Annotated in this window: 10 protein-coding genes; 3 read left to right on the forward strand and 7 right to left on the reverse strand. The window is 67.1% G+C overall.

What is annotated here, in order from left to right:
- Positions 1-124: 124 nt before the first annotated feature.
- The 6 genes from G467_RS0110150 to G467_RS0110175 form a co-directional block, all read right to left on the reverse strand.
- Positions 125-1174 (reverse strand): FAD:protein FMN transferase, encoded by a 1050-nt coding sequence (locus tag G467_RS0110150; protein ID WP_022969631.1) that lies wholly within the window; start codon positions 1172-1174, stop codon positions 125-127.
- A 5-nt stretch (positions 1175-1179) separates the two neighbouring features.
- Positions 1180-1980: a DUF4198 domain-containing protein gene (locus tag G467_RS0110155; RefSeq protein WP_022969632.1), complete on the reverse strand. Its 801-nt coding sequence runs from the start codon at positions 1978-1980 to the stop codon at positions 1180-1182.
- A 42-nt stretch (positions 1981-2022) separates the two neighbouring features.
- The gene (locus tag G467_RS0110160) at positions 2023-2535 is read right to left on the reverse strand and encodes a DUF2271 domain-containing protein (protein ID WP_425386835.1); all 513 of its coding nucleotides are present in this window, start codon (positions 2533-2535) and stop codon (positions 2023-2025) included.
- A 16-nt stretch (positions 2536-2551) separates the two neighbouring features.
- Entirely contained in the window at positions 2552-3202 is a 651-nt protein-coding gene (locus G467_RS0110165) for a PepSY-associated TM helix domain-containing protein (protein WP_022969634.1), read from the reverse strand.
- Between the two features lie 3 nt (positions 3203-3205).
- Positions 3206-3892: a Fe2+-dependent dioxygenase gene (locus G467_RS0110170; protein WP_022969635.1), complete on the reverse strand. Its 687-nt coding sequence runs from the start codon at positions 3890-3892 to the stop codon at positions 3206-3208.
- A 90-nt stretch (positions 3893-3982) separates the two neighbouring features.
- Positions 3983-6355 (reverse strand): TonB-dependent receptor, encoded by a 2373-nt coding sequence (locus G467_RS0110175; protein ID WP_022969636.1) that lies wholly within the window; start codon positions 6353-6355, stop codon positions 3983-3985.
- A gap of 168 nt (positions 6356-6523) precedes the next feature.
- On the opposite strand from G467_RS0110175, the gene G467_RS0110180 reads away from it, so the two are divergent.
- Genes G467_RS0110180 through G467_RS0110190 form a run of 3 tightly spaced genes read left to right on the forward strand, consistent with a single transcriptional unit; the run spans position 6524 to position 14283 of the window.
- Positions 6524-8287: an autotransporter assembly complex protein TamA gene (locus tag G467_RS0110180; protein WP_026802566.1), complete on the forward strand. Its 1764-nt coding sequence runs from the start codon at positions 6524-6526 to the stop codon at positions 8285-8287.
- Positions 8284-11997, forward strand: coding sequence for a translocation/assembly module TamB domain-containing protein (locus G467_RS0110185; protein WP_022969638.1), 3714 nt, complete (start codon positions 8284-8286; stop codon positions 11995-11997). Before G467_RS0110180 ends, G467_RS0110185 begins: the two co-directional genes overlap by 4 nt.
- Positions 11998-12054: 57 nt before the next feature.
- On the forward strand, positions 12055-14283 hold the full coding sequence (locus tag G467_RS0110190) for a patatin-like phospholipase family protein (protein ID WP_022969639.1): 2229 nt from the start codon (positions 12055-12057) through the stop codon (positions 14281-14283).
- Positions 14284-14332: 49 nt separating this feature from the next.
- Here the strand turns inward: G467_RS0110190 and G467_RS0110195 are convergent, their stop codons facing one another.
- The gene (locus G467_RS0110195; RefSeq protein ID WP_022969640.1) at positions 14333-16141 is read right to left on the reverse strand and encodes an autotransporter domain-containing protein; all 1809 of its coding nucleotides are present in this window, start codon (positions 16139-16141) and stop codon (positions 14333-14335) included.
- Positions 16142-16195 lie beyond the last annotated feature (54 nt).

Raw genomic sequence — 16195 nt, forward strand, 5'->3', positions numbered from 1 at the left:
CAGGGATGCGAAGCAGGCAAGCCGTGCTAACGGGCTGGGCCATCGAAGGCTGTCGACGCGCGGCCAGCGGCGTTCTTCACAAGCGTGAATACGGTCGTGTCGATGCCGGTGACGCCGACGCGGGTCAGGGCTGCGCGGCGGCGAATTCCGGCGTCATCATCTGCGCGAAGCCGGTGCCGGCGCGGACCAGGAACAGGGCGGCGACATGGTGTTCCCGCGCGTACTGCAAGCCCTGCTCAGGGCCGAGAATGCTCAACGCGGCGGCGAGCGAATCGGCCTGCAGACCCTCGTCGGCGAGGACCGTGACCGAGGCAAGCGCATGCGTCACCGGGGCGCCGGTACGCGGATCGATATGGTGCGAATAGCGCTGGCCGTCGAGCGTGTAGAACTTGCGATAGTCGCCGGACGAACCCGAGGCGCGGTCGGCGAGCACGACCACGCGGGCGATCAGGTCTTCGCTGTCGGGTTGTTCGATGCCCACGCGCCAGCCGTGGCCGCCGGGGCGGTTGCCGCGACCACGCAGTTCGCCGCCGTGTTCGACCAGAAAATCGTGCACACCGGCGCGGTCGAGATAGCGCGTGATCTGATCAACGGCGTAGCCGGGCGCGATCGAGGACAGGTCGAGGGCGACGCCACCGGGTTGGCGCGCGCGCCGCGCGGCGGCATCGAGGGTGACGCGCTGCCAGCCGACGCGTGCGCGCGCCGCAGCCAATGCCGCGGGCGCGGGCGTCGTGCGGGTCTTGGGTCCGGGCCCGAAGCCCCACAGGGTCACCAGCGGACCCACGGTGGGGTCGTAGGCGCCGCCGGTATCGCGCGCCAAAGCCAGCGCCTGGGTGAGCACGGCGAACATTTCTGGCGGCAGGCTCACCCACTGGCCGGCCGGCGCGGCATTGAATCGCGCCAGGTCCGAATCCTCACGCCAGGTGCTCATCTGCGCGTCGATGCGGTCGAGCTCGGCCTGGATGCCGGCCTGCAACGCCGGCCGCGGTGGCGTGTCGGCGGCAGACACGAGTTTCACCGTCCAGGTGGTGCCCATCGCCTCGCCCGTCAAGGTATCGACCGTGCGTGCACGCGGCGCGCTCGCGCAGCCGGGCGCCAGGCCCGCGATGACGAGCAGCAGTGCCAGGGTCGCCGTGCGTCGCGACCCAGCTGCGCGTGCGCGGACGCCGTGCATCGCGATTACTGCGGCAACACTTCCAGCGTCGCCACATAACTCAGGCGACGCTGCTTGGCCTGTGGCAGGCTGGTTTTGCCGTCGGTCGTGACAACTTCGAGCCAATAGCGACCCGCCTGCGGCCAGGTGACGCTGAACGCACCGTCGCCATCGCTGGTCAGGGTCATTTCATCCTGCTTGGCGCGATAGCGGATGCCCTCGGGCACGATCGTGATCTTCAGGCCGGGCGCCGGCTGGCCGTCGATGGTCAATTTGAAACGCGCCGCTTCCCCAGCGAACAGATCGTTGGGATGCGTGACCGGCACGAGTTCCAGACCGGTGCCGTCGGCTTTGAGCGCGCTGGGCTTGCCGGCGGTGATGAAGGTTTCCACCCGCGTCTGGCTCTGCAGGACCTGCAGGTCCTTGGCATCGGCGGGCACTTCCTTCGCGAACGCCTCCGCCGTACCGCGCCAACGCTTGGTCTCGGTGCCGACCAGATAGCTCGCACTCAAGCCGCGGCTGCCATTGCTCAGGCGATACGTGCCGCTCTGCGCGAGCTGCAGATCGAAGGTCGTGCGGTATTTTCCAGTAGCCAGATTCTCTGGCTTGACCACGCTGCCGTCCGGCGCAGTGACGACGAGGTTGTCGATGCGCAGCGGCACATGGTTGAAGTAGAAGATGTCATTGGACACCGCGGCATCGACGGTCACGTATTCGTTCGGCGTGACCACGGTCGAGGACGGCAGCAGCCAGGCCTTGTGCGCCTGCGCCGAGAACGGCAGGGCGAGGGCGAAGGCCAGCGCGGCGAATTTCAGCGTCGTTTTCATCAGGGGCTCCGGAGCAGGAAGGTCGTCGGTCGATGGCAGATGTCAGGGCTTGAGGTCGAGCGTGATCGTGCCGAGTTCGTGCTCGCCCTGGACTGCGGTTTGCACAGGCATCTTCGCCGGCCAGGTGAAAGGGATTTTCAGCAGTTCGCGACCGCCGACTTCGCGCACGGCCTCCACGACCAGGGTGTAATCGCCCGGCGGCAGCTTCGCGAGCACGCCCTTGCGGTCGTCGAAACGCAGCGTCTGTACGCCGGCCGATCGCGTCGCTCCGCTGACTCCGTCCACAGGCAGGGACAGGTCGCGGCCGCTGCGTCGCCACCATTGGCGTAATTCGGGCAGCCATTTTGTGCCGGGTTCCTTGCCATCGCGCGTCTGGTACCAGATCGCGAGATTCGCCGCGACGCTCTGGTCGGACTTTTCGACCCAGATCGCGACATAGGGCTTGTGGTACTCGGCGACTTTTAGTGCGGGCACCTGCACGCTGACCGAGAGTTCGGCGGCGGACGCCGCAGACGCCGACAGCGCGGCAGACAGCAACAGGGAACGGATCATCAGACGTTTCATGACAGCCTCAGCGATGAATGAAGAACACGAGCAACAACGCGGGCAGCACCAATCCGAGCGCCACCACCGGCCAGGTGCCGGGACGATGCCGCGAATGCAGCTGCAGCAGGACCAGCCCGGTGCCGGCGAACACCACGCAGGCGACGGCGAACAGGTCGATGAACCAGGTCCAGGCCGTGCCGGTATTGCGGCCTTTGTGCAGGTCGTTGAAATACGACACCCAGCCGCGATCGGTGCGTTCGTATTCGACGGCGCCATTCGTACGGTCGATGCTCAGCCAGGCATCGCCGCCGGGGCGCGGCAAGGAAACATAGATTTCCTCGTCGGACCATTCCGCCGCACGATCGCCCACGTCAGTGGCCAGGGTCTTGCCCAGCCATGCGGCGACGTCGGCTGGCAGCGGCGCGTTGTCAGTGGAGGGTGCGACCAGCGCCTGGCGCAGCGGCGCGGGCAGCGTGATCTTGCGTGTGTGTACGGCCGGCTCGGCGGAAACCTGCGCGGCGTGATTGAGGGTGATGCCGGTGATCGCGAAACCGAGCATCGCGACCAGACAAACCGCCGAGCTGATCCAGTGCCATTGATGCAGGGTTTTGAGCCAATACGCGCGGCCGCTCGGCGCCGGACGCGGGCGCGGTTGCCGATGTTCGCTCGCGCGCATCGCTCAGACCTCGGCCCAGCGCCGCAGCAGGTTGTGATACACGCCGGTGAGCTGCACGAGCGCCGGATGGTCCGGCGTCGCCTGGGTCAGGCGGCGAATGGAGATGTCGAGTTCGAACAGCAGGCGGCGATCGCCGTCGTCGCGCACCAGGCTCTGGATCCAGAAAAACGAAGCCAGCCGCTCGCCGCGCGTCACCGGCGTGACGCGGTGCAGGCTGGTGCCCGGATACAGCACCATGTCGCCGGCAGGCAGCTTGATCTGCTGCGTGCCATAGGTGTCTTCGATGATCAGCTCGCCGCCGTCGTAGTCCTCGGGCGCATTGAGGAACAGCGTCGCCGACAAGTCCGTACGTACCGGCTGCACGAGGTGTCCGGTGCGGTCGTAGCGGATCGCGTTGTCGATGTGGAAACCGAAGGCCTGCCCGCCGCGATAGCGATTGAACAGCGGCGGGAACACCACGCGCGGCAACGCCGCGGCGAAATAGTTGTCGTTGTTCTTGAGCGCGGCGCGCACGAGCGCGCCCAGTTCGATCGCAACCGGATCGGACTCGGGCAGTTGCTCGTTGTCCTTGGCCTTCACCGACTGGTGGCCGGCGGTGATGCGTCCGTCCGCCCAGGACGCCGATGCCAGGCGTTCGCGACAGAAAGCGACTTGCTCGGGGCTCAGTACCTGCGGGATGTGCAGCAGCATGGCGGGGTCCTCGGGACGGAAAATCCCCGTCCATGACGGACGGGGATCGGGGTTCGCGCAGTCTCTTTCAGAACACGCGCGTGGGCAGGCTCAGAAACGGTAGCTGGCGCTGAGCACGACCGTGCGGGCATCGCCCGGCGTGGCCCAGCCGTTGTTGCGGATGCGCGTGTAGTACTCGCGGTCGGTGGCGTTGTTGATGTTCAACTGCAAAGTCAGGTCGCGGGTCGCGCGATACGCAGCCATCAGGCGATGCGTGGTGTAGCCGCCGTAGGTCGCCAGGTCGCCGGCCGGCTTGGTTGCCGAATGCTGCTCGACGGTGATCTCGCCCTGGTAGGTCGCGCCGTAACCGAGCTGCCATTTCCGCGACAGGTCGTAGGTCGTCCAGACACTGGCGGCATTTTCCGGCGTGGCCAGCAGCGGATCGCCGGCGACGAAATCGGGATCGGCCGCATTGCCGCCCGTGCAGGTGCCCTGACCCGGATGCGCGAGGCAGTAGTCGGAGACGTTGCGCAGCACTTTACTGTCCAGACGCGTGACGTTGGCGAACACGGACCAGTGGTCGGTGATCAGGCCCGACAGACCGAGCGTGAGGCCGTCGACGCGCGCCTGGCCGTCGAGCGCCTGCTCGCCAGTGACATTGGCCGGATCGGGATCGGCGACGCGATAGTTCTCGCGGTCGTTGCGGAAGATCGCGGCGGTGAAGCTGAGCTTGCCGCCATGGAAGTCCCACTTCGTGCCGAGTTCGTAGTTCACCGCGCTCTCGGGATCGACGCTGCAGTTGGCCGTGCCGGTGCTGCTGGTCGCAGTACAGGTGCCGTTGACCGAGGCCTTCGACGGCGTCTTGGAATTGCCGTAGGCCAGGTAGATGCTCGCGTTCGACTGCGGTTTGTAGACGAGGCCGGCGCGGTACGAGAACAGGTCGTCGGCATTCTTGGCCGGCGCGGCGGCGCCAGTGATCGCGCCGATGTTGGGCAGAACGGTGGATACCGTGTAGATCGTCGAGCTGCCCTCGTTGCGCTCGTGGCGCAGACCGAAGCTGGCCTGCCATTGCTCGTTGAAGGTCAGCGTGTCGAACAGATACACGGCGATGTTGTCCTGCTCGCCGTCGGTCTTGCCGATCAGGGTGTAGTGCTGCGGACCGGTGTAGATGGAATCGGGCTGGTACAGGTTCATCGGCGGCAGGGTCACGCCGGTATCGGAACCGTTGGCGTTGCGGAACAGGCGGCCGGTATCGAGCTCGAAGGATTCATGCGAGAGCGCGAGTCCGATGACCATCTGGTGATCGATGCCGCCGGTGGCGAAGCGCGCCGTCAGGTCGGTCTGGTTCACCAAGGCTTTGTTGGTGGTATCGCGGACATAACCACGCGGATTGGTGATGCCCGGACGGAAGCTGCCCGGCGGCGTGCCGACGGCGCAAGCGGTGCCGGTCGGCGTGACATTGCTGGGCAGGCAGATCGAACCCTGTACCGCGTCGACGATCGACCGCTGTTCGACTTCCGACACGCGGGTGAGGTTGCGCACCGACAGGTGCTCGCCGAATGCGTGCGTCAGGATCGCGGTGAAGGCGTCGTTCTCGATGTCCTGACGATCGACGTTGGCATAACCGTAGTAGTTGCCGGCATCGACGCCCGGCAGCGGACCGCCGTTGTAGAAGGGCACGCCGTATTGCGGGATGTTGCTGTCTTTCTGGTGCACGTAGCTCAGGGTCAGCGAGGTATCGGTGCCCAGACCGAAGGCCAGCGACGGCGCGATGCCCCAGCGCTGGAACTGTTCGACGTCGCGGCCCGGCGCGTCGTTGCGGTGCGCCATCGCATTGATGCGGAACGCGCCGTTGTCGCCGATTTCCTGGTTGCTGTCGAAGGTCAGGCGGCCGTAGCTGTCGGTGCCTGCGGCGGCGGTGAGCGTCGAAGATTCACCGCGGCGCGCGGTCTTGGTCACCAGATTGATGCTGCCGCCGACCGAACCGGCACCGGCGTAGACCGAGTTGGCGCCGTTGACGAGTTCGAGCTGCTCGAGATTGAACGGGTCGGTGCGCGAGTACTGCGCGCTGTCGCGCACGCCGTCGACGGTGATGTCGCTGCTGGCGCTGAAGCCGCGCAGGTTGATGCTGTCGCCGTAGCCGCCGCCACCTTCGCCGGCACCGAAGGTGATGCCGGGTAGGGTGCTGAGCATGTCGCGCAGGGACAGCAGGTTCTGCTGGTCCATCGTCTCGCGGGTCATCACAGTGACGGTCTGCGGGGTGTCGAGCAGGGGCGCGGTGTATTTGGGCGAGCTCACTTCCGGCTTCGCGGCGCCTTGCACCTCGACGCTCGGCAGGCGCGTGGCCTGGTCGGCCGGATCCGCCGGGATGGCCGTCCCAGGCTCGGCGGCCAGGGCCGGCAGGCCCGAGGCACCGAGAATCAGGCCGATGGTGGTCGAAAGAAGGCGCAGGCGCGGCGTCGGCCGGGGAAAGCGAGAAGACATGGAGGATTCCGGAGCGATGGTTGTTTGCAGATGCGAATCAATCGTATTTGCATTCGCTCTTTGGCGCAAGCAAAACGTTCGCGCGGCGTGAAAAAAGCGGTTCGCCCGGTCATCGCCCTTATCCTTGGTGATATGCCAAATCCCCCCGCGTGGTTTCGACGCCACTTGTTGCTGTCTGTTTTGTGCCTGGCCAGTGGCGCGGTATCGGCGACCCGGCTGGCGGCGGTGCAGGTGCGGGGTCTCGACGAGGAAATGGCCGCGAACGTGCGCGCCGCCCTGTCGATCGAACAGCTCGATGCCGCGCGCCGCGCCGATCTGAGCGAAGGACGGCTGTCCTTCTATCTGCGCAATGCGCCGCGCGAGGTACGCGAGGCGCTCGAGCCGTTCGGCTACTACGATGCGGAAGTGACGCCGGAAATCGTGCGCGACGGCGACGCGGTCACGGTGATTTTCGTCGTCGTGCTCGGCGAGCCGGTGCGGGTGCGCGCGCTGGACGTCGGCATCGACGGCGCTGGCGCGCAGGACCCGGTGCTCGCGGCCCTGGTCGGCGATTTCCGCCCTGCGCGCGGTGCTGTCTTTCACCATGGTCAGTACGAATCGAGCAAGGCCGCGATCAGTCGTGCGCTCAATGATCGCGGCTATTTCGACGCCGATCTCAGCGCGCACCGCGTCGAGGTCACGCGCGCCGCGCGCGCGGCCGATATCGACCTGCGCTGGACCGGCGGCCCTCGCTATGCCCTCGGCGCGGCGAGTTTCGAAGGGCATCCGTTCGAACCGGGTCTGCTGGAAAAACTCGTGCCCTGGAAACCCGGCGAGCCCTACGACCAGGCGCAGCTGTTGCGTCTGCAGGAATCGCTCACGGATCTGGACTATTTCAACGCCGTCAGCCTGACGCCCGAGCCGGACCAGGCGAAAGACGAACAGGTGCCGATCAAGGTCGTGCTGGTACCAGCCAAACGCAGCATCTACAGCGCGGGCGTGCGCTACGGCACCGACAGCGGCGCCGGCGTGTCCGGGCGCGTGGAGCGGCGCTGGATGAACCGCCGCGGCCATAAGGCCCTGCTCGACGTGAACCTCGCGCAATACAAGAGCGACGTCACCGCCCAATACCGCATTCCCGCGTTCGCCTGGCTCGACGGCTGGTACGCGATCGGTGCCCGTGCCAGCGAAGAGGACATCGAGGACATCACCAGCCAGTACGCCGAACTCTCCGCCACGCGCAGTGGCCGCTGGCGTCAGTGGAGCCTGCTGGCCGGGCTGTATCTCAAGCGCGAACGCTTCGACACGGTCAGCGGCAACCGCATCGGCGACTACGGTTACACCAATCTGGTCTATCCGGGCCTGTGGGCGCAGTGGCAGGACAGCGACAACCGCGTCTATCCGCAGCGCGGACTCGGTCTCACGCTCGATCTGCGCGCCGGCACGAGCGCGCTGGGCTCGGATGTCGACTTCCTGCAGCTACGGGCCGAGGGCCGCTACATCCGCGCGCTCGGAAACAGCAACCGGGTGCTGCTGCGTGCGGAGCTGGGCACGACGATCAGCGACGAATTCGCCGCGCTACCGCCGTCGGAGCGTTTCTACGCCGGCGGCGACAAGAGCGTGCGCGGCTACGGCTACAAGGAAATCGGCGAGCGCAGCGGACAGTTCTATCTGAGTCGCGACGGCCGCCATGTCATCGATCCCGTGTTCGGCGGTCGCCACCTCGCCGTGGCCAGCGCCGAGATCGAACACATGTTCACGCCGGTCTGGGGCGGCGCGCTGTTCGTCGATGCCGGCGATGCCTGGGACGAACGCTTCGAGGTCGAAGTCGGCGTCGGTGCCGGCCTGCGCTGGCGCTCGCCGGTCGGACCGGTGCGCGTGGACCTCGCCCACGGACTCGGCGACGCCCAACAGACGCTGCGTCTGCACATCGTCATCGGACCGGACCTGTGAAGCTTGCGCGACTCCTGCGCTGGCTGCTCCTGCTCGCGGCGATCGCGATCGTCTTCGTGCTCGCGACAGGCGGCTGGTTGCTGCGCAGCGACAGCGGCCGCGACTGGCTGCTGTTGCGCGTCAACACGCTCTTGCCCGAAGGCGCCACGCTGACCTGGGATCAGATCGACGGCACGCTGTCGGGACCGCTGGATATTCGCGGCATCCACTACCGCGACAGCGACACGCGTTTCGACGCCGCCCATTTGCGCGTCGATCACGGCCTGTGGCCGCTGCTTTCGGGCCGGCTCGACATCCATAAGCTCGAACTCGAACACGGCGTGATCGTCCTGCCGCCGGACGAGGAACCGTTCGAACTGCCGCGCTGGCCAGACGTGTTGCCGACCCTGCCGATGCCGCTGACGGTATCGGTCGACGAACTGGTCATCACCGATCTGGCAGTGCGCCGCATGAACGCGCCGCTCGTGCAGATCGCCAGCGTGCGCAGCGAGATCACGCTCGGCGACGGCTTCGTGCAGCTGGGCCGGTTCGATCTCGACAGCGACCGCGGCCGCGTGCACCTGCGGGGCAGCTACCGGCCGCGCGAGCGGTTTCGCACGCAACTCGACGGCCAGATCGTATTTCCGGCGACCGCGTCCGGCGTGTCGCCAGCACGCGCGGCGTGGAAAGCCGGCGGCGACATCGACGACTTCCGTCTCGACGTCGACGGCACGGCGCCGGCACCGCTGGCCCTGCGTCTGCGCTTGCGCGACGGCGAAGGCACGCAGCACTGGTCGTTCACCGGCAAGAGCGAACAGCTGCTGCTCGATCACCTCGGCCTGCCGGCCGACGTGCCCTGGGCTTTCGATCTGCGCGCAAACGGCGAAGGCGGTCGCGCCCAGGTCGAGGGCGCGATCGTGCGCGATGCGCTGAAGGTGGACATCCTGCCCTCGCAGATCGCGCTGGCTGCCGGCGTGATCACGCTCGATCCCCTGCAGTTGTCGCTCGCGCAGGGTCCGGTGCGCATCGCGGGCACGCTGGCATGGGAAGGCGAGGATCCCCGTTTCGATTTGCGGGTCGCGAGCAGCGATCTGGTCTTGTCGCCCGATACGGCGGGCGGATTGCCAGTGAACGCCCGTGGTCAGCTGTTGATCAACGGCCACTGGCAGGCGTGGACAGTGCGCGGCGACGCGAGCCTGATGCGCGCACGCGACACCGCGACGGTGGCGTTGACCGGTCGCGGCGACAGCAAGCAGTTGCAGCTGCAATCGCTGACGATCACCTCGCCGACCGGCCGTCTGCAAGGCACCGGCCACCTGCATTGGGACCCGCGTCTGGGCGGCGCCCTGCAGGCGCAACTGGCCGGTTTCGATCCCGGCTATTTCTTTCCCGACTATCCCGGTGCGCTCAACGGCAAACTGGTCGCGAACGCCGAACGCGCGGCGACCGGCGACTGGAGCGGCGAGATGCAACTCACCGGACTCGGCGGGCAGTTGCGTCAGCGGGCGGTCGCCGGCGATGCGCACGCACGTTGGCGCGCCGGACGCGGCGATGGCGCGGCGCGCCTGGCGATCGGCGCGAGCCGGCTGGCGATCGACGGCCGTTTCGGCGACACGCTCGATCTGCATGCGCAGTTCGCGCCACTCGATCTTGCCGACGTGTTCGCCGATGCTGGCGGCCGACTCACTGGCCGTCTCGATATCGTCGGTGCGAGCGCCATGCCGGATTACCGCGCCGATCTGCAGGGACAGTCTCTGCGCTGGCAGGACGACGAAATCGCCAGCGTGACGGCCCAGGGCCGCCTCGCCGGTCGCGGCCGCGACGGCCGGCTGCAATTGAGTGCACGCGCGCTGAAAATCTCTGGCGAGACCTTCGATCGTCTCGAGCTGCTGCTCACCGGCAGTCTCGCCGCCCTGCATGCCCAGGGCGAACTCAGCGGCACGCCAGGCAGCCTCACACTCGCTGCGACCGCCGCGCGGCAGGGTAGCGCATGGCAAGGAAAACTGGAGTCGCTGCGGCTTGCGCCCGAGCGTAGTCCGGTCTGGAACTTGCGCGCTCCGGCGGCGTATCGCGTGCAGGCCGGCAGTCTGCGCTTGGAACGCGCATGTCTGCAGGCCGGTGCGCCGGGCGGCGAGTTCTGCGTGCAGGCGACCGGCGCACAAGGTGTTTTCAGCGGTCACGATCTGCCGCTAAGCCTGCTCGAACCCTTCCTCGACGATCCGACGCTCAAGCCTTTCGGCACCGTCGCGCTCGACGGCCGCTTCGCTTACGCGGGTCGTTGGGGTGGCACGATGAGCCTGCGTTCGGCGCGCGGCGGGCTGCGCCTGGATCCGCAATCGCCGCGCGAGGTCGTCGGTTATTCCGATCTGACCCTCGACGCGCAGCTGCAGGGGGACCGCTATTCGCTGCAGCTCGACGCCGACCTGCCCGATAGCGGCACGATCTCTGGCCAATTGCAGGCGGGACTGAGCCAGGCGTCGGCGATCAGCGGCCGCCTGGATGTGGACATCCATCGTCTCGACTGGCTCGAACTGTTTTCGGTCGATCTGGCCAATCCGCGCGGACGCATCGACGGGCATCTGGCGATCGGCGGTCGCGTCGATGCGCCGGTGCTCACCGGGCAGGCGCGACTGAGCGCGTTCACCGCCGAATTGCCGGCACTCGGCGTCAAATTGCGCGAGGGCAGTCTCGTACTGCAGGGCGATGCCGGCGGCAGCACGCGCATCACCGGTCAGGTCGGTTCGGGTCAGGGCGTCTTGCACGCCGACGGCGTGCTCAACCTCGCCGACGAGGCGCAACCACTGCGCCTCACGCTCAAGGGCGACAACCTCACCGCCGCCGACACGCCAAACTTCGAAGCCGTGATCAGTCCCGATCTCGCCCTGTCGTACGGCAAGAACGTCCTGCAGCTGCGCGGCGCGATCGGCGTGCCGACGGCGCGCGTGGATCTCGAGCGTCTCGACAGCAGCCTGTCGGCGTCGCCCGACGTAGTCGTGCTCGATCCGCGCGATCCGCCGGAAGTCGGCAACTTCCTCGTCGACACCGACGTCGTCGTCCGCCTCGGGGCGCAGGTGCGCCTGAAAGGCTACGGTCTCGATGGTCGCCTCGGCGGCGATCTGCGCTTGCGCGATCAGCCCGGCCGCGCACCGATGGCCAATGGCACGCTGGAGGTGCGTGGCACGTACCGGGCCTACGGCCAGTCGCTGACGATCCGCCAGGGTCGACTCAGTTACGCCAATGCGGCCTACGACAATCCGGTGCTCGACATCCGCGCCGAGCGCGTGATCGAGGACATCACCGTCGGCGTGCGCGTGCGCGGCAGCGCGCTCGCGCCGGAGACGTCGGTGTATTCCAGTCCCGCGATGGAAACCAGCGAGGCCCTGTCCTGGCTGATGCTCGGTCGGCCGCTGAGCACGGCCTCGGGCGACGAGGCGCAGAGCCTGAGCGCGAGTGCGCTGGCGCTGGGCGCGGGCAGTAACCTGCTCGCGCAGCGCCTGGGTACGCGCTTGGGCCTGGATCAGGCCGGCATCACCGAATCACGCGCGCTCGGCGGCTCAGTGCTGTCGGTCGGCAAGCGCATCTCGCCGAAACTATTTCTGAGCTACGGTATTTCCCTGGTCGGCACCGGTCAGGTCATCACGCTCAAGTACCTGATCCGGCGCGGCTTTAACCTGTCGCTCGAATCGGGCACGGAATCGGCCGCGTCGCTGAACTGGCGCAAGGAAAAATAGCTCGCATTGTCTCCACGCGGTACGGGCGACAATGCACGGCGTCCCGGAGACCTAGCCATGCTGCGTCCAATTCTTTCCGCCGTATTGTTGTTCGCCGCGCTGCCTGCGCTCGCGCAAACGTCCTCGCCGACCCTGGCCTGTCGGCAGGGCGATGCCGATGCCACGCGCCCGCGCGTCGGTCTGGCCTTGGGCGGCGGCGGCGCGCGCGGCATCGCGCATGTCGCGGTGATCAAGGAGCTCGAACGCCGTCACGTGCCGATCGACTGCATCGCCGGCACCTCGATGGGCGCCCTGGTCGGCGGCCTGTACGCCTCGGGCATGCCGATCGACGAGATCGAGACCCTGGTGCTGACCCTGGACTGGGCCGCGACCTTCGACGATTCGCTGACGCGTCCCGAGCGTTCGTTCCGGCGCAAGCGCGACGACGATCTGAGTCTGATTTCCGCCAAGCCCGGTTTCGGTCGCCAGGGCATCAAGCTCGCGCCGGGCGTGCTCTCGGGCGAGAGCGTGCTGTTGCTGCTGCAGCGCCTGACCGCGCCGGTCGCGCGCGTGGGCAGCTTCGACCGCCTGCCGATTCCGTATCGCGCCGTCGCCACCGACATCAACACCGGCCAAGCAGTCGTGCTCGCCGATGGCAATCTCGCCGAGGCGATGCGCGCGAGCATGTCGATTCCCGGATTGTTCCGGCCGATGAAGATCGGCGAGGCGATACTCGTCGACGGCGGCATCGCCGATCAGGTGCCGGTCGATGTCGTGCGCGCGATGGGCGCGGACATCGTCATCGCGGTCGACGTCGGCACGCCGCTGAGCAAGCTCGACGAAAACGCGTCGGTGCTCACCTATGCCGACCAGCTGTCGAACTTCCTGACTTTCGGCAATACCAAGCGCTCGCTCGACAGCCTCGGCGCGCGCGATCTGCTGATCCAGCCGCCGCTCGGCGACCAGGTGCGCACTGCCGATTTCGACAAGGCCAAGGAGGCGCTCGCGATCGGCGAACAGGCGATGATCGATGCCGGCCCGCGCCTGGCGGCGCTGTCGCGCCCCAGCGCCGCCGTCGAAGGTGCGACGCTGACGGCGACACCGCAACGCAATCGCGACCTGCCCGTCATCGCCTTCCTCGAGATCGACAACCAGACCGGCTATGCCGATGCCGTGCTGCGCGCGCTGCTCGATGTGCGGACCGGCCAGAGGCTGGACCTCGACCGGCTCGAACGCGGCGTGCAGCGCGTGTACGGATTGAACACGCTCGACACGGTCACCTACGACATCGTCGACAAGGACGGTCGTACCGGCCTGATCGTGCATGTGCGCGCACACACCTACGGTCCGACGTACCTGGAAACCGGCCTGAGCCTGTATTCGGATTTCAGCGGCGATTTCCAGCTCAATCTGCGCGCGGGCCTGTTGCGCACGCCGATCAATCCGTTCGGCGGCGAAGTGCGCGTGCTTGCGCAGATCGGCAGCGAACCGGCCCTGGTCGGCGAGATCTACCAACCGCTCGACGTGCGCGGCCGCTATTTCACCGGACTCAAGGGCGGTTACGAGAATCCGCAGCTGAATCTGTTCGACGGCAATGGTCGCCGCCTGGCCGAGTACGCGCTGCCCTCGTTCGGTGCCGAAGCCTATGTCGGACGCGAGTTCGGCGACTACGGCGCGATCGCGCTCGCGCTGCGCCGCCGGCACGGCGAGGCCAACCTGTTGGTGGGCTCGCGTGAATTGCCCACGCCGGATTTCGACATCGGCGAAGCGGCGTGGACGCTGACCTTCGATCGCCTCGATAGCTTCCAGCTGCCGCGCGACGGCAGTTTCTTCGCGCTCGGCCAGGTCTATTCGCGCCGCAGTCTGGGCGCCGACGCGGATTTCGTGCAGTTCAATGCCGACCTCATCCATGCCCGCGCGATCGGCGTGCATTCGGGGTATTTCGGTTTGCGCTATCACGAGACCCTCTCGGGCCAGGCGCCATACCAGAGCCTGTACCGCCTCGGTGGCGTGACGCGTCTGCCCGGCTACCGGCCGAACGAAGTCGCGACGGAAAACTACGCGCTGCTGTTCGGCGGCTACACCTACGAACTGGGGCGCGTGCTCAACCGGCCGGCGATTCTCGGCGGCACGATCGAAGTCGCCGATCTGTGGAATGACAACCAAGGCGTCGACGCGCACCGGCGCGAAACGCACGGCAGCGTGTACTTCGGTTTCGATTCCTGGCTCGGCCGCCTGCTGTTCGGCTATGGCCTGCGCCAGGGCGGCGAAGGCACGTTCTTCCTGGAACTGGGCCGCTTGCGCTAAAAAAAGACGCCGCCCGAAGGCGGCGTCCGTGGTGCGTGATGCCGATGACTCAGAAGCTCATGCGCAGACCGAAGTTCAGCGAATTGCGATCCATGTTGTCGTCGTTGAAGTGACCGCGATAGCCGAACGAGGCCTGGGTCTTGTCGCTGATGTCGATCGTCAGGCCGAGGTCGGCTTCGATCCACGAATCCGACGGCTCGTAGCCGGAGATCGTGAAGTGGCCGTTCATCGTCTGCGAACCGGCCTGCACGTGCGCGGCGTCGTCCTGGGTTTCGACCGCGTAGGCGATGCGGCCGTAGGGGCGCCACTTGCTGTCGGAGGTCGTTTCGAACTGGTAGCCGAGGCGGCCGACCAGCGATTCGCGATTGAAGTCGCGGAACCACATCGCGGTGCTGTCAGCGCTTTCTTCCGAATAGCCCTTCACGTCGATCTTCTGCCAGGCGACGCTGGCGAACGGACCGTGGTGCATCGCACCGGAGCCGAAGTCGTAACCGCCGCCGATTTCCAGGCCCAGGTGGGTCGCGTGGGTGTTGCCCTCTTCGGTGCGCAGGCTCGGACCCATCGGAATCTGGCGCGAGATGTCGAGGTTGTTGCTACCGGCCGACAGGATCACGTCGAGGTAGCCCTTGCCCAGACCGACCACGCCGTAACCGGAGGCGAGGAATTCGGTGCCATCCACGCCGCCCAGGCCGGTATCGCCGTTGGACACGCCGAGGCTGACCGCGGCGCCGACGCGCAGGCTGTCGCTCTTGTTGTAGTCGACGCCGCCGGTGAGCGTGGCCAGATTGCTGTCCATGCCCGGGCTGAAGCGACCCATTTCGTAGCTCTGGTCACCGAACTGCAGGTTCGCGTAGCCGTTGACGTCGCCTTCCGGACGATCGCCGCCGCGCAGGCCGAAGATGCGGTTGTTGATCACGCCGACGTGGTCGTCGTAAACCTGCAGCGGCACTTCGCCCGCGAGCGAGACCTGGCCCGGCGCGGTGATCGTGGCGATCACGACATTGGCCAGCATCGCGTGCGCGGCGCCCGAGGGATGCACGCCGTCGGCGAACAGGTAGGTCTGGTTCGCGCCCGGTGCGACCATCGTGCCGGTCGTGCAGACCAGCGAGCTGGGCACGGCGCAGGCCGGGTTGGTGATATTGGTGAAGCCGTAGCGGCCCGGATTGGCCATGACTTCATTGATCAGGCCGAAGGTATTGATCGGGATGATGCCGTCGCCAAGCGAGGCGAGGCCGGCGTTGAGCGTGTCGTTGTAGAAATACGACAGCGCCGAGATGCTGGCCTGGCTGCCGGTGCCGCGGAACTGCGGCGTCAGGCCGATGTCGGGCAGGTTCATGACCACGATGTAGTGCGCACCGGCGGTCTGCAGCGAGCTGATCAGGGACACGGCGATGTTGGCCGAGGTGATCGTCGTCGCCTGCGCGGTCGCCGGATTGGCGGCGGCGTTGAAGATGTTGTTGGCACCGATCCACACGCCATACAGCGCATTCGGATCGGCACGGCCGCCGCGCGGCGTCAGATAATCGCTGAGCTGCTGCTGCAGATTGCGGCAGGGCAAGGACACCGGCACGCAGACGAACGGCGCGCTGGTCGGTGCACCGCCCCAGGCGTAGTTGCTGCCGCCCAGACGCGAGGGCGTGGAGGTGAAGCCGAAACGCGCGGAAACGATTTCCGCCCAGACCGGATCGGGATTGGTCGTGAAGCTGCCCTGCGCGCCCGGCACGAGGCCGGCGTACTGGCCGCCATCGGTGAGGCTGTCGCCAAAATTGATGACGCCAGTGAATTCCTGGGCTTGCGCGACGCTGGCGCCGGCGAGGGCGAGCGCGAGCGCGCCAGCCAAGTGGGTGATACGGGGCATGACAGACTCCTGAGGGCGGGTTGGGCGATCAGACCGCACGGCACAGGTGACTGA

The sequence above is a fragment of the Arenimonas oryziterrae DSM 21050 = YC6267 genome (genome assembly GCF_000420545.1).
GTDB lineage: Bacteria > Pseudomonadota > Gammaproteobacteria > Xanthomonadales > Xanthomonadaceae > Arenimonas > Arenimonas oryziterrae.

Coding starts and splice junctions, on each gene's coding strand:
- G467_RS0110150 (WP_022969631.1), bottom strand. CDS start 1,174: ATGCACGGCGTCCGCGCACGCGCAGCTGGGTCGCGACGCACGGCGACC.
- G467_RS0110155 (WP_022969632.1), bottom strand. CDS start 1,980: ATGAAAACGACGCTGAAATTCGCCGCGCTGGCCTTCGCCCTCGCCCTG.
- G467_RS0110165 (WP_022969634.1), bottom strand. CDS start 3,202: ATGCGCGCGAGCGAACATCGGCAACCGCGCCCGCGTCCGGCGCCGAGC.
- G467_RS0110170 (WP_022969635.1), bottom strand. CDS start 3,892: ATGCTGCTGCACATCCCGCAGGTACTGAGCCCCGAGCAAGTCGCTTTC.
- G467_RS0110175 (WP_022969636.1), bottom strand. CDS start 6,355: ATGTCTTCTCGCTTTCCCCGGCCGACGCCGCGCCTGCGCCTTCTTTCG.
- G467_RS0110190 (WP_022969639.1), top strand. CDS start 12,055: ATGCTGCGTCCAATTCTTTCCGCCGTATTGTTGTTCGCCGCGCTGCCT.
- G467_RS0110195 (WP_022969640.1), bottom strand. CDS start 16,141: ATGCCCCGTATCACCCACTTGGCTGGCGCGCTCGCGCTCGCCCTCGCC.